The following is a 21704-nucleotide window of genomic DNA, read 5'->3' on the forward strand; positions in this document are numbered from 1 at the left end:
GTGCACGAGGCGACGCGGGCCGCGCTGCGGGCCGTGCTGCCGGAGGTTCCCGCGGTGCTCGATCCGGGCAAGGCGTTCTCGGACCACGGGTTCGATTCGCTGGCGGCGGTGGAGTTGCACGCGCAGCTCACCCAGGTCACGGGGCTCGAACTGCCGGTCACGCTGGCGTTCGACCATCCCACGCCCGCCGCGGTCGCGGACCTGGTGCACGCCACGGTGTTCGGCGCCGAAGCACCGGATCCCGGGCCGTCCGGACGGTCCGGGCGGTCCGGCCCCGCGGACGAGCCGATCGCCATCGTCGGCATCGGCTGCCGCTACCCGGGTGGTGTGACCTCCCCGGAACAGTTGTGGCGACTCGTGGCCGACGGGGTGCACACCATCGGTGGCTTCCCGACCGACCGCGGCTGGGATCTCGACGCCCTGTACGACCCGGACCCCGACCGCCCGGGCAGCAGCTACGTCACGTCGGGCGGGTTCCTGCCGGACGCCGGGGAGTTCGACGCGGACTTCTTCGGCATCTCGCCGCGGGAAGCCTCCGCGATGGACCCGCAGCAGCGGCTCGTGCTGGAACTGGCGTGGGAGGCACTGGAGCGGGCGAAGATCGACCCGGCGAGCCTGCGCGGCACCCCGGCCGGGGTGTTCATCGGTGCCGAGGCACAGGAGTACGGCCCGCGCCTGCACGAGGCGCCGGACGGACTCGACGGCTATCTGCTCACCGGGAACGCGCCCAGCGTCGTGTCCGGCCGGGTCGCGTACGCGCTCGGCCTGGAAGGCCCCACCCTGACCGTCGACACCGCGTGCTCCGGTTCGCTGGTGGCCCTGCACCTCGCGGTGCAGGCGCTTCGGTGCGGCGAAACCCGGCTCGCGCTCGCCGGCGGGGTCGCCGTGATGGGCGGCCCCGGCACGTTCACCGCGTTCAGCCGCCAGCGCGGCCTCGCCGAGGACGGCCGCTGCAAGGCCTTCGCCGCGGCCGCCGACGGTACCGGCTTCGCCGAGGGCGGCGGCGTCCTCGTGCTGGAACGGCTGTCCGACGCCGTCGCGAACGGGCACACCGTGCTCGCCGTCGTCCGCGGCTCGGCCATCAACTCCGACGGCGCCTCCAACGGCCTGACTGCCCCGAACGGTCCTTCGCAGCAGCGCCTGATCCACCGGGCGCTGGCCGACGCCGGGCTTGAACCGTCCGAAGTGGACGCCGTGGAGGCGCACGGCACCGGCACCCGCCTCGGTGACCCGATCGAGGCGCAGGCGCTGCTGGCCACCTACGGCAGGCAGCGGCCACCGGACCGGCCGCTGTGGCTCGGCTCGATCAAGTCCAACCTCGGCCACACCCAGGCCGCCGCCGGGGTCGCCGGGGTGATCAAGATGGTGGAGGCCCTCCGCCACGGTGTGCTGCCCAAGACCCTGCACGTGGACGCGCCGACCCCGCACGTCGACTGGTCCTCGGGCGCGGTCGAACTGCTCACCGAGGCGCGCGAGTGGCCGGTCGCGGACCGTCCTCGCCGCGCCGGGGTGTCCTCCTTCGGCGTCAGCGGCACGAACGCGCACGTCATCATCGAGCAGGCAGACCGCGTCGGGCACGAGGACGTCCTCCCCGCCGGACCGCTTCCGGTCGTCCCGCTCGTCGTTTCGGCCCGGAGCGAGCAGGCGCTGCGCGCCCAGGCCGGGAACCTGCTGTCCCTTGTGGAATCGGCGGGCCCGGCGGACCTGGTCGATATCGGCTTCTCCCTGGCCACCACCCGTGCCGCACACGATCACCGGGCGGTGGTCGTGTGCGACAACACCGCGAACACCGAGGGCATCACGGAGGCCCTCCGCGGGCTGAGGGCGCTCGCCTCGGGTGAGCCGGACGCCGGGGTGGTCACAGGTTCCCGCACGCCGGGCAGGCTCGCCATGCTGTTCACCGGCCAGGGTTCGCAGCGGCTCGCGATGGGCCGTGAGCTCTACCTCGCCCACCCGGTGTTCGCCGAGGTGTTCGACGAGGTCGTCGACCACCTCGACGTGCAGACCGACCGTCCGCTGCGCGATGTCCTCTTCGGACAGGACGCCGGGGAGCTGGACAACACCCAGTACGCGCAGTGCGCGCTGTTCGCCGTCGAGGTCGCGCTCGCGCGGCTGCTCCAGTCCTGGGGAGTGCGGCCCGACGTCCTGCTCGGCCACTCGATCGGCGAACTCGCCGCGGCGCACCTCGCCGGCGTGTGGACGCTGGCCGACGCCTGCCTGGTCGTCGCCGCGCGCGGACGCCTCATGCAGGCGCTGCCCGAGGGCGGCGCGATGGTCGCCGTCGCCGCGACCGAGGACGAGGTCCGGCCGCTGCTGACCGAGGGGGTGAGCATCGCCGCCGTCAACGGCCCGTCGTCGGTGGTCGTCTCCGGTGAGCGCGAAGCGGTCGCCGCCGTGGTGTCGGTTCTCCGGGCGCGGGGCCGCAAGACCAGTGAGCTGCGCGTCTCCCACGCGTTCCATTCGCCGCTGATGGAGCCGATGCTCGCCGAGTTCCGCGAGATCCTCGAGGTGGTCGACTACGCGGCCCCCGCCATCCCCGTGGTCTCCAACGTCACCGGCCACCTCGCCACGGCGGAGGAGCTGTGCTCGCCGGAGTACTGGGTCCGGCACGTGCGCCAGGCCGTCCGGTTCGCCGACGGGGTGGCGGCGCTGGCCGAGTCCGGCGTGACCACGGCGATCGAGGTCGGCCCGGACGCCGTCCTCTCCGCGATGATCGCCGCGGGCCCGCACGCCGAAGCGGTGTCCGCCGTTGCCGCCCAGCGCCGCGATCACGGCGAACTCGTGGCCGTCACCAGCGCACTCGGCCGTCTGCACGCCCGGGGTGTCACCCTCGACTGGACGGCGTTCTTCGGTCCGGCCCGCCGGGTCGACCTGCCGACCTATGCCTTCCAGCGCAAGCACTTCTGGCTCACCGCTCCCGCCGGGCACGGTGACGCCGCGGACCTGGGCCAGCTCGCCTCCGCGCACCCGTTGCTGGCGGCGAGCATCGGGCTCGCCGATCAGGACGGCCTGGTGTTCACCGGCCGGATCGGCCTGCGGACCCATCCGTGGCTGGCCGGGCACACCATCGCGGGCGCGGTGCTGCTGCCCGGGACCGCGTTCGTCGAGATGGCGCTGCACGCGGCCGCGCAGTCCGGCTGCGACCTCGTCGACGAGCTGACCCTCCAGGCGCCACTGGTCCTGCCGGAGGCGGGCGGCGTCGCGCTGCAGGCCGTGGTCGGTCCCGGGAAGGACGGCCGCCGCACCATCGAGTTCTACTCGCGTCCCGAGCAGGACACCGAGGCGGTCTGGACCCGGCACGCCGCCGGTGTGCTCGCCGAGGCCCCCGCCGCGGAGCCGGGGCCGATGTCCGGGCTGGCGCAGTGGCCGCCGTCCGGTGCCGAGGTGGTGGCCACCGGCGAGCTGTACGAGGAACTGGCGGCCCACGGCTACGGCTACGGTCCGCTGTTCCAGGGCCTGCGCACCGCGTGGAAACGCGACGACGTCGTGTTCGCCGAGGTCGCGCTGCCCGCCGACGGCCGCGATGCCGCCTTCGGCATCCACCCGGCGCTGCTCGACGCCGTACTGCACGCCACCGACTTCGCCCCCGGCGAGGCGCGGGCGGCCGACGAGATCCGCCTGCCGTTCGCCTGGACCGGGGTGCGGCTGCACGCCTCCGGCGCCGGGGAGGTGCGGGTGCGCATCACCTCGCCCGCCACCGGCGGGGTCTCGCTGGAGATCGCGGACCCGGCCGGTGCGCCGGTGCTGTCGGTCGAATCCTTCCGCTCCCGTCCGGTGCGCGGCGCCGATCTCGCCACCGGTGCGCAGGAACTGCTCTACACCGTCGAATGGACACCGGTCACGCCGTCCACTTCGGACGACCCGGGCATGGTGGCGCTGGGCCGGGTGCCCGGGCTGGACGTGCCGGTGGCCGATTCGCTCGACCAGCTCGCCGAGGTTCCGGACGTCGTCCTGTTCCCGGTCGCGGCGCGCGGCAAAACCGTTCCGGCCGCGGCGAGGCAGGCCGCCCACCGCGTCCTCGGCGTGCTGAAGCAGTTGTTCGACGGCGACCGCTTCGCGTCGGCCAGGCTCGTGGTCGTCACCGGCGGCGGGCTCGCCGACGGCGCGGTGCGGGGGCTGGTGCGCTCGGCGCAGGCCGAGCACCCTGGCCGGATCGTGCTCGTCGAGGGCACCCTGTCGGCGGCGACGCTGGCCACCGTGCTCGGCTCGGGCGAGCCGGAACTGCGGGTCGAGGACGGGCACGTGCATGCCCCGCGGCTGGTACGCCTCACCGCGAACACCGCCGCGAACACCTCGGGGGCGTCCGGTTGGCGGGCCGACGGCACCGTGCTGATCACCGGCGGCACCGGCGGCCTGGGCGCGCACCTGGCCCGTCACCTGGTCACCACGCACGGCGTGCGACGGCTCCTGCTGCTCAGCCGCCGCGGTCCCGACGCGCCGGGCGCGGCCGGACTGGTCGCCGAACTGGCGGAACTGGGGGCGGCCGTGCAGGTCGTCGCCTGCGACGTCAGCAAGAAGCGCTCGCTTTCGGCCGCGTTGCGAAGGATCCCTGCCGAGTACCCGCTGTCCGCGGTCGTGCACGCCGCCGGGGTGCTCGACAACGCGCTGATCGGCACCCTCACCCAGGCGCGGCTCGATTCCGTCCTCGCGCCGAAGCTCGATGCGGCCTGGGCGCTGCACGAACTGACCGCCGGGGCCGGGCTGTCGGCGTTCGTCCTGTTCTCCTCCTCGGCCGGTCTGGCCGACGGCGCGGGCCAGGCGAACTACGCGGCGGGCAACACCTTCCTCGACGCCCTCGCCGCGCATCGCCATGAGCTGGGCCTGCCCGCGACTTCGCTCGCCTGGGGGCTGTGGGCTCCCGACGAGGCTCCCAGCGGAACGCCCGGCACGGAAGAGGCGGCGCCCGGGATGGGCGCCACCTTGTCCGAAGTGGACCGTCAGCGGATCACGCGGCTCGGCCTCGCCCCGCTGACCGTGTCCGAAAGCCTGGCCGCGCTGGACGCGGCGCTGGCCACCGGCGCGCCCGCCGTGGTGCCGACCCGGGTGGACCGCGCCGCGCTGAGGGCCCGGGGCGAGGACCTCCCGGCGCTGCTGCGCGGTCTCGTTCCCGCGGCCCGCCGTCGCGCCGCCCCCGTCGCCGTCACGGAACTCACGCCGGAACGGCGGTTCGCCGAGCGGTTCGGGCACCTGTCCGAGGCCGACCGCGACCGTGCGGTGCTCACGCTGGTGCGCTCGCACGTCGCCACCGTGCTCGGCCACGACGGCGCCGACGCGATCTCCCCGAACCGCCCCTTCAGCGAAATGGGGTTCGACTCGCTGGCCGCGGTGGAGCTGCGCAACGCACTCGACTCCGTCACCGGCATGCGGCTGCCCGCCACCCTCGTGTTCGACTACCCGACACCGCGGGCGCTGGCCGGGTACCTCGTCACGCGGCTAGCCGGGCAGGCCCCGGATCGGCCGGTCGCACCGGTCACCACCGCCGACGCGGAGGAGCCGATCGCGATCGTCGGCATCGCCTGCCGCTACCCCGGCGGGGTCGCCACCCCGGAGGACCTGTGGCGGCTGGTGGCCGAGGACCGGGAGGCGCTCACCCCGTTCCCCGCCGACCGCGGCTGGGACGTCGACGCGCTCTACGACCCCGAGCCCGGCAAGCCCGGGCACAGCTACGTCAGGCACGGCGCCTTCCTGCACGACGCGGCCGAGTTCGACGCCGACTTCTTCGAGATCAGCCCGCGCGAAGCGGCCGCGATGGACCCTCAGCAGCGGCTGCTGCTGGAGGTGTCCTGGGAGGCCTTCGAGCGGGCCGGGATCGACCCGGTGTCGCTGCGCGGCAGCGCGACGGGGGTGTTCGCCGGGGTCATGTACCACGACTGGGGGACCCGCCTCGGCACCGTCTCCGACGACATCGCCGGGTACCTCGGCAACGGCAGTCTCGCCAGTGTCGTCTCCGGACGCGTTTCCTACGCACTGGGGCTGGAAGGCCCGACGGTCACCGTCGACACCGCGTGTTCGTCCTCGCTGGTCGCCCTGCACTGGGCGGCCCAGGCCCTGCGGCGCGGCGAATGCACGCTGGCGCTGGCCGGCGGGGTGACGGTGATGTCCACTCCGGACACCTTCGTCGACTTCAGCCGCCAGCGCGGCCTGTCGGCCGACGGCCGCTGCCGCTCGTTCGCCGATGCGGCCGACGGCACCGGGTGGGGTGAGGGTGCGGGCATGCTGCTCGTCGAGCGCCTGTCCGACGCCCGCCGCAACGGTCACCCGGTGCTCGCGCTGCTGCGGGGTTCCGCGGTGAACCACGACGGCGCCTCGAACGGCCTGACCGCCCCGAACGGCCCCTCGCAGCAGCGGGTGATCGCGAAGGCGCTGGCCGACGCCGGTCTTTCCCCGTCCGATGTGGATGCCGTGGAGGGCCACGGCACCGGCACCACGCTCGGCGACCCGATCGAGGCGCAGGCGCTGCTCGCGGCCTACGGCCGGGACCGGCTTCAGGACCAGCCGCTGTGGCTCGGCTCGATCAAGTCCAACATCGGGCACACCCAGGCCGCGGCCGGTGTCGCGGGCATCATCAAGATGGTCATGGCGATGCGCAACGAGCGGTTGCCGCGGACGCTGCACGTGGACCGTCCGTCCACTGTGGTCGACTGGACCTCCGGCGCCGTCCGGCTGCTCACCGAGCCGCGGGACTGGACGGCGAACGGGCACCCGCGCCGGGCCGCGGTGTCGTCCTTCGGCATCAGCGGCACCAACGCCCACGTGATCCTCGAACAGGCTCCCGCGCCCGAGGGCGCACCGGCGCCGGTCCCCGAGCCGCACGCCGGGCCGGACGTGGTCCCCGTGCCCCTGTCCGGCCGGTCGCCCGCCGCGGTCCGCGGCCAGGCCGCGCGCCTGCGCGGATACCTGGCCGCCCACGAGGACGTGCCGGTCGCCGAGCTGGCCCGCTCGCTGGCCACGACCCGCGCGGCGCTGGAGCACCGCGCGGTGGTCATCGCCGGGACCGCGGCCGGGCTGGCGGACGGCCTGGACGCACTGGCGGCGGGCGAACCCTCGGCGGCGGTGGTCACCGGCTTCGCGGGCACCGACGGCACCGACGGCAAGCTCGCCTTCCTGTTCTCCGGGCAGGGCGCGCAGCGGGTGGGCATGGGGCAACGCCTGTACGAGACCTACCCCGTGTTCGCGGAGGCCTTCGACGCCGTCTGCGCCGCCGTCGACCCGTTGCTGGACCTGCCGTTGCGCGAGGTCGTGTTCGGCACCACGGCGCTGGCCGACCGCGGCCTGCTCGACCAGACGCAGTACACCCAGACGGCCCTGTTCGCCGTGGAGGTCGCGCTCTTCCGGCTCGTGCGCTCGTGGGGGATCGTCCCCGACGCGCTCGCCGGGCATTCGGTCGGCGAGCTGGCCGCGGCGCACGTCGCCGGCGTGCTGTCGCTGGCCGACGCCGCCACGCTCGTCGCCGCCCGCGGCCGCCTGATGGGTGCGCTGGACGAGGTGCCGGGCGCGATGGTCTCGCTCGCGATGCCCGAGGAGGCCGCGCGGGAACTGCTGCGCGGACACGAGGACGAGGTGAGCATCGCCGCGGTGAACGGTCCCGCTTCGGTTGTCGTCTCGGGCGCCGCCGACGCCGTGTCGCGCATCGAGCGGGAGGCCTCCGCGGGCGGCGTGCCGACCCGCAGGCTCCGGGTGAGTCACGCGTTCCATTCGCCGCTGATGGCGCCAATGCTCGACCGGTTCCGCGAGATCGCCGCCGGGTTGACGTTCACCGCGCCGGAGATCCCGATCGTCTCCTGCGTCACCGGCCGTCCCGCGACGGACGAAGAGCTGTGCTCGCCGGAGTACTGGGTCACCCATGTCCGCGAGGCGGTGCGCTTCGGCGACGCGGTGTCCGAATTGGAATCCGGCGGGGTGCGGACGTTCCTGGAACTCGGGCCCGACAGCGTGCTGTCGGTGCTCGGCCCGCAGAACGTGCCGGATCCCGGCGCGGTCGCGTTCGTGCCGTTCGGCCGTCGTGACTCCGACGAGGTGCGCACGGCGCTGGCGGCGGTGGCGAGCCTCCACGTTCGCGGCGCGGCGACGCTGCCGCCCGTCCTCGGGGACGGCCCGGTGCGGCTCGACCTGCCCACCTATGCCTTCCAGCACAAGCGTTACTGGCTCGACGCCACACCGTCCGGCGACGTGACCGCGGTCGGCCAGCAGGCGCTGTCCCACCCGATGCTCGGTGCCGCCGTGGCGCTGTCCGGTTCGGACAGCACGGTGCTCACCGGCAGGCTCTCGGCCGGATCGTTGCCGTGGCTGGCCGACCACGTGGTGAAGGGCGCGATCCTGGTGCCCGGTACCGGTTTCCTCGAACTGGCGCTCGCGGCGGGCGAGGAGGTGGGCTACCCGGCGGTCGAGGAGCTGACCCTGCAGGCGCCGCTCGTGCTGCCGCCGGACGGCGCGGCCGCGCTGCAGGTGGTCGTCGGCCCCGCGACCGGCGACCGCCGCCCGGTCACCGTCTACTCCCGCCCGGCCGATTCGCCGGTGGACGGCGAGTGGACCCAGCACGCCCTCGGCTCGCTCGCCGCGGTGCCGCGGCCCGAGCCCGCCGGGCTCACCGAGTGGCCGCCGCCGGGTGCGCAGCCCATCCCCACCGAGGGTGCCTACGAGTTGCTCAACGCCCGCGGCTACGGCTACGGCCCGTCGTTCCAGGGCCTCGAGGCGGCGTGGCGCCGGGGCAACGAGGTGTTCGCCGAGGTGGCGCTGCCGGAGCCGGCCGCGGCCACGGCGGGCTCCTACGGCCTGCACCCGGCGTTGCTCGACACCGCGATGCACGCCGATCTGCTGGGCGATCCCGATGGCCCGACGCTGCTGCCGTTCGTGTGGAACGGCGTGACGCTGCACGCCGTCGGCGCCTCGATGCTGCGGGTGCGGATCGTGCGGCTGGACGGTGACGAGGTGTCGGCGATCGAGGTGGCCGACGGCGAGGGCAGGCCGGTCGCGTCGATCGAGTCGCTGGTCTCGCGTCCGGTGCGGCAGGAGCTTTCCGGGGCGCCGTCCGACGGGGCCGACGGACGACTGCTGAAGATCGCCTGGCAGCCGGTGCCCGTCCCGGCCGCCGAGCACGACGCGGCCGAGGGGAGCGACGTGGTCGCCGTCGGGCGTGGCCTGCCAGGGGTGGCCGCCACCTACGCCGGATTCGCCGACTTCGCCGCCGCCGTCGACCGGGGTGAGCCGGTCCCGGGGCTGGTGACGCTGACCGTGCCCCTGACCGCGGCGCACGGCGCGGACGACGTGCCGGAGACGGCTCGGGAGAACACCGCCTGGCTGCTCGCCGAGCTCCAGGCCTGGCTGGCCGATTCCCGGTTCGCGGGCACGAAACTGGCGGTGGTGACCCGGAACGCGGTGCCCGCCGAAGGGTCCACTGTGGACGTCACACAGAGCTTGCTGTGGGGTCTGGTCCGCGGGGCGCAGGCCGAGCACCCCGGCCGGGTCTTCCTGGTCGACACCGGCACCGGCACCGGCACCTCGGAGACCTCGGTGGCGGTGGTCGCGGCGGTGGTCGCCTCGGGTGAGCCCGAGGCGGCGGTTCGCGGCGTCGCTGGGGACACCGTGTTCGTGCCGCGGTACGCCGGGACGGAGCCGTCGGGCACGTCGCCGTGGGCCGCGGGCGGCACCGTCCTGATCACCGGCGGTACCGGCGGGCTCGGCAGCCTGCTCGCGCGGTACCTGGCGGCCGAACACGGGGTGAAGAACCTGCTGCTGACCAGCCGCCGCGGTCTGGCCGCGCCGGGTGCGGCGCAGCTCGCCGAGGAACTGACCGACCTCGGAGCGAAGGTGACCGTCGCCGCGTGCGACGTCGCCGACCGCACCCAGGTGGCGGCCCTGATCGCGGGGGTTCCCGCGGACGCGCCGCTCACCGCCGTGCTGCACGCGGCCGGTACGGCCGAGAGCGGGCTCTTCGACTCGCTGACCGCCGGGCAGACCGACCGGGTGCTGCGGCCCAAGGTGGACGCGGCCTGGCATCTGCACGAGTCGACCGCGGAGCTGGACCTCGCCGCGTTCGTGCTGTTCTCCTCCGCGGGCGGGCAGGTACTGCCCGAGGGCCAGGCGAACTACGCCGCGGCCAACGCGTTCCTCGACGGCCTCGCCGAATACCGCCGGGCCTCGGGCCTCGCGGCGACGTCGCTGGCCTGGGGCCTGTGGGCGGAGAACACCGGGCTCGGCGGCGAACTGGCCGAGGCGGACCTGACCCGCATGGCGCGGCTCGGCCTGCCCGCGGTCACCGCGGAGCAGGGCCTGGCGCTGTTCGACGCCGCACTCGGCGACGGCGAGGACATGCCCGCCGTGATCGCCCCGCTGCGGGTGGACGTGGCGGCGCTGCGGGCCCGCGCCGGCGAACTGCCCGCCCTGCTGCGCGGCTTCGTCCCGGCGAAGGCTCGCCGGGTCGCGAAGGCGGCGAAGCCGGCCGGCGCGGGCAACGCGCTGGCCGCCGAGCTGGCCGGACTGGCCGACAGCGAGCGCGACCGGCTGCTGGCCGACATCGTGCTCACCCAGGTGGCCGCCGTGCTCGGCTACCCGGACAAGTCCGAAGTGGACGGTACGCGCGCGTTCAAGGAGCTCGGTTTCGACTCGCTCGCCGCGGTGGAACTGCGCAACCTGCTCGGCACCGCCACCGGCCTGTCGCTGCCCGCGACCCTGATCTTCGACCACCCGACCGCGAAGGCGGTGGCCGACTTCGTCAAGGGCAGGCTCCTCGGTGCCTCCGCACTGGCCAGGGTTTCCGCCGCGCCGGCGCGGACCGGCGCCGCCATGCGGGAGCCGATCGCGATCGTCGGCATGGCCTGCCGCTATCCCGGCGGTGTCAAGTCACCCGAGGACCTGTGGCGGCTGCTGGTGGACCAGGTCGACGCGGTCACCGGGTTCCCGGTGAACCGGGGCTGGGACATCGACGGCATCTACGATCCGGAGCCCGGCAAGCGGGGCAAGACCTACGCCCGCGAGGGCGGCTTCCTGCACGACGCCGCCGAGTTCGACCCGGCGTTCTTCGGCATCGGCCCGCGTGAGGCGACGGCCATGGATCCGCAGCAGCGGCTCCTGCTGGAAACGGCGTGGGAGGCCATCGAACGGGCCGGTATCGACCCGACCACGCTGCGCGGCAGCCTGACCGGCGTCTTCGCCGGTGCCATGTACGACGACTACGGCAGCCGCGCCCCCGGCGCGCCCGCCGATGTCGCCGCCTACATCCCGAACGGCAGCTCGGGTGCGGTCGTTTCCGGCCGCATCTCCTACCTGTTCGGGCTGGAAGGCCCGTCCATGACGGTGGACACGGCGTGTTCGTCCTCGCTGGTGACACTGCATCTCGCGGTGCAGGCGCTGCGGGCGGGGGAGTGTGAACTGGCGCTCGCCGGTGGTGTCACGGTGCTCTCGCAGTCCGATCTGTTCGTCGACTCCAGCCGCCAGGGCGTGCTCTCGCCCAACGGCCGGTCGAAGTCCTTCTCCGCCGCCTCCGACGGCGTCGGCTGGGCGGAGGGGGCGGGCCTGCTCCTGCTGGAGCGGCTTTCCGACGCCCGCCGCAACGGGCACGAGGTGCTCGCGGTGGTCCGCTCCAGCGCGGTCAACCAGGACGGCGCGTCCAACGGGCTCACCGCACCGAACGGCCCGTCGCAGGAACGGGTGATCCGCGCCGCGCTGGCCGCGGGCGGCCTCCGTCCGTCCGATGTGGATGCGGTGGAGGCACACGGTTCCGGCACGAAACTCGGTGACCCGATCGAGGCGCAGGCGCTGCTGGCCACCTACGGCCAGGACCGCGAGCGGCCGCTGTACCTGGGCTCGGTGAAGTCCAACATCGGCCACGCCCAGGCCTCGGGCGGCGCGGCGGCCGTGATCAAGGTCGTGCAGGCCCTGCGGCACGACCTGCTGCCCGCGACGTTGCACGTGACCGCCCCGTCACCCGTCGTCGACTGGAGTACCGGGGACATCGAGCTGCTGACCCAAGCGCGGCCCTGGGCGCCGAACGGCCGCCCCCGCCGGGCCGGTATCTCTTCCTTCGGCATCAGCGGAACCAACGCCCACGTCATCATCGAGGAGGCGCCACCGTCCACTGTGGAGGACAAGCCACGCGCGGCACCGCAGCTGCCACCACTTCCGGTGGTGCCGCTGCCGGTCTCCGGCGCGGTGGCCGGGGCACTGGCCGACCAGGCGGGCAGGCTGGCCGCGCACCTGCGGGCCCACCCCGAGCAGGACCTCACCGACGTGGGCTACTCGCTCGCCACCGGCCGGGCGGCACTCGACCATCGCTCGGTGGTGCTGGCCGCCGACCGGGAGGCCGCGCTGAAGCTGCTCGACGGCCTCGCCGCGGGGCGCACCCCGGCGGGCACGGTGACCGGCACGACCAGTGCCGCCGACCTCACCGCCTTCCTGTTCACCGGCCAGGGCGCGCAGCAGCCGGGCATGGGGCGCGGACTCCACGAGGCCTTCCCGGTGTTCGCCGGTGCCTTCGACGAGGTGTGCGGCCTTTTCGACGCCGAGCTGGAGGTGCCGCTCAAGCAGGTGATCTGGGCGGACAAGGACTCCGCCGAGGGACGGTTGCTGAACCGGACCGCCTACACGCAGTGCGCGTTGTTCGCCGTCGAGGTGGCGCTCTACCGCCTGATGGAGTCCTGGGGTGTGACACCGGACTACGTGGCCGGGCATTCGATCGGCGAGCTGGCCGCGGCGCACGTGGCCGGGGTGTTCTCGCTGGCAGACGCGTGCTCGCTGGTCGCGGCCCGCGGCCGCCTCATGCAGGCGCTGCCCGCGGGCGGGGCGATGGCCGCCATCGCGGCCACGGAGGACGAGGTGCGCGCCGCACTGCCGTCCGATGTGGACATCGCGGCGGTCAACGGCCCGCGCTCGGTGGTCGTCTCCGGTCCCGGGGAGTCGGTGCGGGCCGCGATGGCGGCCTTCGCCGAGTCAGGACGGCGGACGAAGGAACTCGTGGTCTCGCACGCCTTCCATTCCGCGCTGATGGACCCGATGCTCGAAGATTTCCGCGCCGTGGCGCGGCGGCTGGCCTACTCGGCCCCGGCGATCCCGGTCGTTTCGAACGTCACCGGCCGGATCGCCACCGCCGCCGAGCTGTGCTCGCCGGAGTACTGGGTGAACCACGTGCGGGCGGCCGTCCGGTTCGCCGCCGGGGTCGACGCCCTCCTGTCGGCCGGGGTGACCCGGTTCGTGGAGCTCGGCCCGGACGCGGTGCTGACCGGCATGGCCCGCGAGTGCGATCCGGCGCGGGCCGACCGGCCGGACCGCGTCGTGGGTGTCCCGGCGCTGCGGCGCGGCCGCGACGAGGTGACGACCCTGTTCGCCGCGCTGGCCACGGTGTATTCGCGGGGCGCCGGGATCGACTGGCGGGCCGTGTTCGCCGGCCGTGGGGCGTCCAGAGTGGACCTTCCGACGTACGCCTTCCAACACCGCAGCTACTGGCTCGACGCCACCAGGAAGACCGGTGACGCCGGGTCGCTCGGCGCCAGGTCCGCCGCGCATCCCCTGCTGGGCGCGGTGGTGGAACTGCCGGACGGCGGTGCGGTGCTGACCGGGCGGCTGTCGGTGGACAGCCAGGCCTGGCTCGCCGACCACGTGGTCCTGGGCCGCACCATGCTCCCCGGCACGGCCTACGTCGAGCTGGCCGTGTACGCCGGTGACCAGCTGGGCTGCGACGTGGTGGAGGAGCTGACCCAGCAGGCTCCGCTGCTGCTGCCCGACGGTGCGGCCGGTGGCGTCGAGATCCGGGTACTGGTCGGTGCGCCCGACGCGACCGGCCGCCGTGAACTGTCGGTGCACTCGCGCACGGAGGAGTCCGGTGCGGTGTGGACGCGGCATGCGGCCGGCGTGCTGGACACCGGGGCCGCGCCCGAGGAGTTCGACCTTTCGTCCTGGCCGCCCTCCGGGGCCGAGCCGGTCGATCTCGGCGGGCTCTACGACGACCTGGCGGGACTCGGCTTCGGCTACGGCCCGGCCTTCCGGAACCTCAAGGCGGTATGGCGGAAAGACGGCGAGGTGTTCGCCGAGGTGGCCCTGCCCGAAGGCACGGTGGTGACCGGGTTCGGCCTCCACCCCGGGCTGCTCGATTCGGCACTGGGCGCCACGGACTTCCTGGTCCCTGGCGGGCCCAAGGCGTTGACCGAAACGACCATCCCGTTCGCCTGGAGCGGTGTGTCGCTGCACGCCGCCGAGGCCACCGCCCTGCGGGTTCGGGTGCGCGAGGAAAACGGCGGCGCGTCGCTCGCGCTGGCGGACGCGGCGGGCAAGCCGGTCGCGTGGATCTCCTCGCTGGTGACGCGGCCGGTGTCCCACGACCGGCTGGGCGCGAAGGTGCCGGACTCGCTCTACCGCATCGAGTGGCAGCGGGTGGCGGGTACCCGGCAGGCCGGGACGAGGGACGGCTGGGCCGTGCTCGGCTCGACCGACCTCGGTCTCGGTCTGCCGGTCCACGAGGAGCCGGTCCCGGCGAAGGTGCTGGTCCTGCCGGCCGGCTCCGGCGAAGGCGGGGCCGGGGTGCCTTCGCGGGTGCACGCGACCGTGCAGGACACGCTCGCGCGGCTGCGGGCCTGGCTGGCCGACGACCGTTTCGCCGACGGGAAACTGCTGGTCCTCACCCGGAACGCGGTGTCCGATCAGGACGGTCCGGATCTGGCACAGGCGTCGGTGTGGGGCCTCGTGCGGGCCGCACAGGCGGAGAACCCTGGCCGGGTGCAGCTGGTCGACCTGACCGGCACAACCGACACCGATGCGCTGGACGCGCTGGATGCGCTGGATGCGCTGTCGACGGTGGTGGCCTCCGGCGAGCCGGAGGCGATCGTCCGCGAGGGCGAGATCCGGGTGCCGAGGCTGACGAAGGTGACGGCGCTCGGCGAACACGCGGAGTGGGACCCCGACGGCACGGTGCTGATCACCGGTGGCGCCGGGCTGCTCGGCGGCCTGCTGGCCCGCCACCTGGTCGCCCGTGGTGCCCGCAGCCTCGTCCTCACCAGCCGCAGAGGGCCGAAGGCGCCGGGGGCGAAGGAATTGGCCGACGAGCTGGCCGGGCAGGGGGCGAAGGTGACCGTCGCGACCTGCGACGTCACCGACCGCGCCGAGCTGGCCAGGCTGCTCGGCTCGATCGAAAACCTCACCGCGGTGGTGCACGCCGCGGGCCAGATGGACAGCGCGGTGCTCGGTTCGCTGACCCCGGAGCAGGTCGAAACCGTGCTGCGGCCGAAGGTGGACGCGGCCTGGCACCTGCACGAGCTGACCGCGGAGCGGGACCTGTCCGCGTTCGTCCTCTACTCCTCGGTGGGCGGCCTGCTGCTCGCCGGCGGGCAGGCGAACTACGCCGCGGGCAACGTCTTCCTCGACGCGCTGGCCCGGTACCGCGTGGCCCGCGGCCTCCCGGCCACCTCGCTGGCCTGGGGTCCGTGGCAGGGCACCGGCGGCGAAGTGGACCTGGCGCACATCGCCAGGGCCGGGGTGGCCGAGCTCTCCGCGGCCGAAGGGCTCGAACTCTTCGACGCCGCGCTGGCGGCCGGGGAGCCGGTGCTGGTGCCGGTGCGGCTCGCCGAGCGGCGGGACGCCGACCGGGTGGCTCCGCTTCTGCGCGGCCTGGTGACGGCCGCCCCCCGGCGGGTCGCCGCGGCGGCCGCACCGGAGGCGGCCGCGCAGGAGGCCGGTTTCGCCGCACGGCTGGCCGGGTTGCCCGTGGACGAGCGGGAAGCGGCGACGCTGGAGCTCGTGTGCGAGCATGCGGCGGCGGTCCTCGGCTATGAGGACGCTTCGGCTGTCGGCGCCGAGAAGGGCTTCACCGACCTGGGCATCGATTCGCTGGCGGCGCTGGAACTACGCAACCGGCTCGGCGCCGCCTGCGGGCTGCGCCTGCCCGCGACGCTGATCTTCGACTACCCGAGCCCCCGCCCGCTGGCCCGGCACCTGCTGACGGAGTTGGCCGCGGAACTCGGCGAAGCAGCATCGAACCCCACGGAGACAGCAAGCACACCAGGCACTGTGGACATCGAGGGCGCCGACACCGCGGCAGCGCTGGAATCCATGGACCTGGCGGAGCTGGTCCGGTCCGCGATGGGTGACAACCACACCGACGAACGAGGGGAATCCCAGTGACCGAGGTGCCGTCGACGGAGCAGATCGTCGCCGCCCTGCGCCGGTCCATGATGGACAACGAGCGGCTCAAGGCGGACAACCACCGGCTCAACGCGGCCCTGGCGCCGATGACCGAGCCGATCGCCATCATCGGCATGGGGTGCCGCTATCCCGGCGGGATCACCAGCCCGGGGCAGCTGTGGGACCTGGTGGCCGAAGGGGTGGACGCGATCGGTGCGTTCCCCGAGGACCGCGGCTGGGACACCGCGGCGCTGCTGGACCCGACGGGCTCCCGGCCCGGCACGACCTACTCGGCGGAAGGCGGTTTCCTCTACGACGCCGCCGACTTCGAGCCCGAGTTCTTCGGGATCTCGCCGCGGGAGGCACTCACGCTCGACCCGCAGCAGCGCATCCTGCTGGAGACGGCCTGGGAGGCCGTCGAGCGGGCCGGGATCGTGCCGTCCACCCTGCGCGGCAGCAGAACCGGCGTGTTCGCCGGGGTGATGTACCACGACTACGGGGCGGGCAGCAGTGACGGCAGCCTGGTCTCCGGCCGCGTCGCCTACACGCTCGGGCTTCAGGGCCCGGCGGTCTCGGTGGACACGGCATGCTCTTCGTCGCTGGTCGCCCTGCACTGGGCGGCGACCGCGCTGCGCCGCGGCGAGTGCTCGCTGGCGCTGGCGGGCGGGGTCACCGTGATGGTGACCCCGGACATGTTCGTGTACTTCAGCGAGCAGCACGGGTTGTCCTCCGACGGGCGCTGCAAGGCGTTCGGCGCCGGAGCCGACGGCGTGGGCTGCTCGGAGGGCGCCGGGATGGTGCTGCTGGAGCGGCTTTCGGACGCCCGGCGCAACGGGCATCCCGTGCTTGCGGTGCTCCGCGGCAGCGCGGTGAACTCCGACGGCGCGTCCAGCGGCATCACGGTGCCCAACGGGCCCGCGCAGCAGCGGGTGATCCGCGCCGCGCTGGCCGACGCCGGTCTCGAACCGTCCGATGTGGACGCCGTCGAGGGGCATGGCACCGGGACCAGGCTGGGCGACCCGATCGAGGCGCAGGCCCTGATCGCCACCTACGGCCGGGCGGCCACGCCGGAACGGCCGCTGTACCTCGGGTCCTTCAAGTCGAACGTGGGTCACACGCAGGCCGCGGCCGGGGTCGGCGGCGTGATCAAGATGGTGGAGGCGCTCCGGCACGGTGTCCTGCCGCGGACGCTGCACGCCGACGAGCCCTCGCCCCACATCGAGTGGCCCGACGGCACCGTTTCGCTGCTCACCGCCGGCCGGCCGTGGCCGGAGACCGGCAGGCCGCGGCGGGCGGGGGTGTCGTCGTTCGGGATCAGCGGCACCAACGCGCACGTGATCCTCGAGGAGGGTGACCCGGTGGAGGCCGGTGCCCCGGCCGGGCCGGGGCCGGTGACCTGGCTGCTGTCGGCCAACGGGCCCGAAGCGCTGCGGGCGCAGGCGGGCAGGCTGGCCTCGTTCGCCGGAGCGCGAGAAGCGTCCGCTGTGGACATCGGGTTCTCGCTGGTGACCACGCGGACGCTCGCCGAGCACCGTGCGGGTGTCGTCGCTCCCGACGCCGAGGGCGCGCTACGCGCGCTCGCCGAATACGCGGAGGGCCGGATGCCCGCGGGCGTCGTGGCAGGGGTCGCCGGGGCCGGGCGCACGGCGTTCCTGTTCACCGGACAGGGTGCGCAGCGCGCCGGGATGGGACTTGCACTGGCCTCGGCGGTTCCCGCGTTCGCCGACGCGCTGGACGCGGTGGCCGCCGAACTGGACCGGCACCTCGATCTGCCGCTGCGCGCACTGCTCGGCGAAGCCGCGGCGGGCGGGAAACTGGACCGGACGGGATACGCGCAACCCGCGCTGTTCGCGGTCGAGGTCGCGCTGTTCCGGTTGCTCCGGTACTGGGGCGTGCGGCCGGACTACCTGCTGGGCCACTCGATCGGCGAACTCGCCGCGGCCCACGTCGCCGGGGTGCTGTCGCTCGAAGACGCCTGCACGCTGGTGGCGGCGCGGGCGCGGCTGATGCAGCAACTGCCGCCCGGCGGCGCGATGGTCGCCGTGGCGGCCACCGAAGACGAGGTCCTGCCGCTGCTCACCGGGGAGGTGGCGGTCGCGGCGATCAACGGCCCGGCGTCCGTGGTGCTGTCCGGCGCCGAAGACGCGGTGCTCGCGGCGGCCGGGAAGTTCGCCAAGACCTCGCGGCTGCGCGTGTCGCACGCGTTCCATTCGCCGTTGATGGCGCCGATGCTGGCGGACTTCGCCGCCGTCGCCGGGAAGCTGAGCTACGCCGCGCCGGAGATCCCCATCGTCTCGACCGTGTCCGGTGCGGTTTCCGGGACGGAACTCGCGACACCGGAATACTGGGTGGACCAGGTGCGCGCCACCGTCCGGTTCGCCGAGGGGATGCGCACGCTGCTCGACGCCGGGGTCACGAAGTTCGTGGAGGCCGGGCCGAGCGCGGTGCTGACCGCGATGGGGCAGTCCTGCCTGACCGGTGAGGACCGCGCGACGTTCGTCCCGGCGCTGCGCAAGGACCGGCCCGAGCCCGAGTCCGTGGCCGCCGCGGTCGCCTCGCTCTTCGTCACCGGGTCCACTCCGGACTTTTCCGCGTTCTACCCCGGTGGCCGGACGGTGGACCTGCCGACCTACGCTTTCCAGCGCAAACGCTACTGGCTGGAGAACCCGACCGGCGCCCGCGGCCGCGGGGCCGCCGAAGTGGGACAGCGCGAAGCGGAGCACCCGCTGCTGGGCTCCGTCGTGGTCGCGGCCGACTCGGGTGGCGTGGTGCTCACCGGAAGGCTCTCGCTGCGGACCCAGCCGTGGCTGGCCGAGCACGTGGTGCAGGGCTCCGTGCTGTTCCCCGGGACGGCGTTCGTCGAACTGGCCGTCCGTGCCGGTGACGAGGCCGGTTGCGGGCGCCTCGACGAGCTGACACTGGCGGCGCCGCTGATCCTGCCCCGCGACGGCGGGGTGCGGCTGCAGGTGGTCCTGGGCGCGGAGGACGAGTCTGGCGAGCGTTCGCTGGGCATCTACTCCCAGGCCGAAGACACCGCGGAACAGGCGGAGTGGATACGGCACGGCAGCGGCCGGATGTCGCCGGAGGCGGACCCGCCCGCGGCCGTGGCGGAATGGCCGCCGCCCGGAGCGGTGGAGATCGACGTGAGCGACCGCTACGACCAGCTCGCCGCCCAGGGCTTCGACTACGGGCCGGTGTTCGCCGGGCTGCGACGCGTGTGGCGCGCGGGCGCCACGCTAGCCGCCGAGGTGGCGCTGCCCGAGCACGCGGACGCCGCGGCGTTCGGGCTGCATCCGGCGCTGCTGGACGCCGCGCTGCACGTGATCGGGCTCGCCGGGCCCACCGAGGACAAGCCGGTGCTGCCGTTCGCGTGGTCCGGGGTTTCGCTGCACGCGGCCGGAGCGCCGAGCCTGCGCGTGCTGGTTTCGTCGGACGCCGAGAACACCGTGTCGCTCACCGCCACGGATCCGGCCGGCACGCCGGTGCTGAGTGTGGCGTCGCTGGCGTTGCGCCCGATCGCGGACGACGCGTTCGCCGTGGCTGCGCGGTCGGCGGTGGACGATTCGCTGTTCCGGGTCGAGTGGCTGCCTCGAACGGAAGAGCCGGGGGCACCGCTGGATGTGCGTTCCGCCGTGCTCGGCGCGGATCCGTTCGGTTTCGGCGGACAGTCCTATGAGGACCTCGATGCGCTGGTTTCGGCCGTACGTGCGGGTTCCCCGATACCGGACGTGGTGATCGCGTCGTTCGCGGCGCCCGCCGGGGCTTCCCCACGGGGAGCGCGGGAGGCGGCGCACCGGCTGCTGGCGCTGGCGCAGGCCTGGGTGGGCCCGGACGTGCCTGCCGGTTCGCGGCTGGTCGTCGTCACGTCCCGGGCGATCGCCACCCGGCCGGAGGAGGGCGTCGAGGACCTGACGCACGCCGCGCTCTGGGGTGTGATCCGGACGGCGCAGCTGGAGTACCCGGACCGGTTCATGGTCGTCGACGTCGACGAGGGCGACCTTCCGGTGGGCGCGGTACTCGGGGCGATGTACGCCGGGGAACCCGGTGTGGCGGTCCGTGACGGGGCGGTGCTGGTGCACCGGCTGGCGAAGCACGTGCCCCCGGCGGGTGCCCCGGTTTCGCTGGATCCCGATGGGACCGTGCTCGTCACGGGAGGCACCGGCGTGCTCGGGCGGCTGATCGCGCGGCACCTGGTGACCGCGCACGGCGTCCGCCACCTGCTGATCACGAGCCGCCGCGGTGCCGCGGCACCGGGCGCGGCCGAACTGGCGGCCTCGTTGACGGAACTGGGCGCCACGGTCTCGCTGGCCGCCTGCGATCTGGCCGACCGTGAATCCGTGGCCGCGGTGCTGGCCGGGGTGCCCGCCGGACATCCGCTGACGGCGGTCGTGCACACGGCCGGCGTGGTGGACGACGGGGTGCTGCTCGCGCTGACGCCGGAGCGGATGGACGCGGTGCTGCGCCCGAAGGTCGACGCGGCGTGGCACCTGCACGAGCTGACCGCCTCGCTGGATCTGGCGGCGTTCGTGCTGTATTCGTCCGCGGGCGGGACGCTGGGTGCGGCGGGGCAGGCGAACTACTCGGCCGCCAACGTGTTCCTCGACGCGCTGGCACACCACCGGGCCGCGCTCGGGCTGCCCGCGGTGTCGCTGGCCTGGGGGCTGTGGTCCGAAGGCGGCATGTCGGGCGATCTCGCGGACACCGACCTGGTCCGCATGGCGCGGTCCGGGGTGCTCGGGTTGTCCTTCGCCGACGGTCTCGAGTTGTTCGACGCGACGTTCGGGGCCGGGCAGCCTTCGCTGGTGCCGGTTCGGCTGGACATGTCCGGCGTCCGGGGCGACACGCACGGTGTCCCCGCGATGCTGCGAGGGCTGGTGCGGGGCGGTTCGCGGCGGCGCGCCGAGGCGGCCGACGACTCGTGGGACAGGATCGTCGCGCTGCCCGCCGAGGAACGGGGGCGGGCCCTGCTCGACCTCGTCTGCGGCGCCGCCGCGGTGGTACTGGGACACGAGCGCCGGGAGGCCATCGACCCGCGGAAGGGGTTCATCGAACTCGGCTTCGACTCCCTGACGGCGATCGAACTGCGGAACCGGCTGGACGCGCTGACCGGCCGGCGGCTACCCGCCACGCTGATCTTCGACCACCCGTCCGCGGCGGCACTGGCCGGGTTCCTCGGCGCGGGCCTGGCCGATACGTCGTCCCTTGTGGACACCCGGCTGGCCGGGCTGGAGGCCGCGGTGCGGGAGACGGAGCTGGACGACGCCTCGCGGGACGAACTCGTCACCCGGCTGAAGACGCTGCTGGCGGCCCTCTCGCCGGTCTCCCCGGCCGACGGGGAGATCGAGGACGCGAGCGCGGACGACCTGTTCGCACTGCTGGACGAGGAACTCGAATCCCCGGCCTGAAAATCCCTTCCCCGCGAGGGTGAATCGCGAAGCGGGGCCGCGGATTGCCGTGAAGGGTCCCTTCACAGTCGATACGGCTGTGAAGGGACCCTTCACGGCAGTCGTTCGACGGGAAACGGGACTTCTGGGATCGGGGTCGTGCCCTCAAAGTGGCCTTGAGGGCGTTTATGACTCTGAAGGCGACCTTCAGGGCAT

General features: G+C 74.1%; 2 protein-coding genes. Both read left to right on the forward strand.

Features of this window, described 5'->3' with window-relative positions; genetic code table 11:
* Positions 1–16104 (forward strand): SDR family NAD(P)-dependent oxidoreductase, encoded by a 16104-nt coding sequence (locus ORV05_RS09290; RefSeq protein WP_456062018.1) that lies wholly within the window; start codon positions 1–3, stop codon positions 16102–16104.
* Positions 16101–21509, forward strand: a complete 5409-nt coding sequence (locus tag ORV05_RS09295) for a type I polyketide synthase (RefSeq protein ID WP_268758042.1) — start codon at positions 16101–16103, stop codon at positions 21507–21509. Before ORV05_RS09290 ends, ORV05_RS09295 begins: the two co-directional genes overlap by 4 nt.
* Positions 21510–21704 lie beyond the last annotated feature (195 nt).

The sequence above is a fragment of the Amycolatopsis cynarae genome, from assembly GCF_026802195.1.
GTDB classification, from domain to species: domain Bacteria; phylum Actinomycetota; class Actinomycetes; order Mycobacteriales; family Pseudonocardiaceae; genus Amycolatopsis_E; species Amycolatopsis_E rhizosphaerae.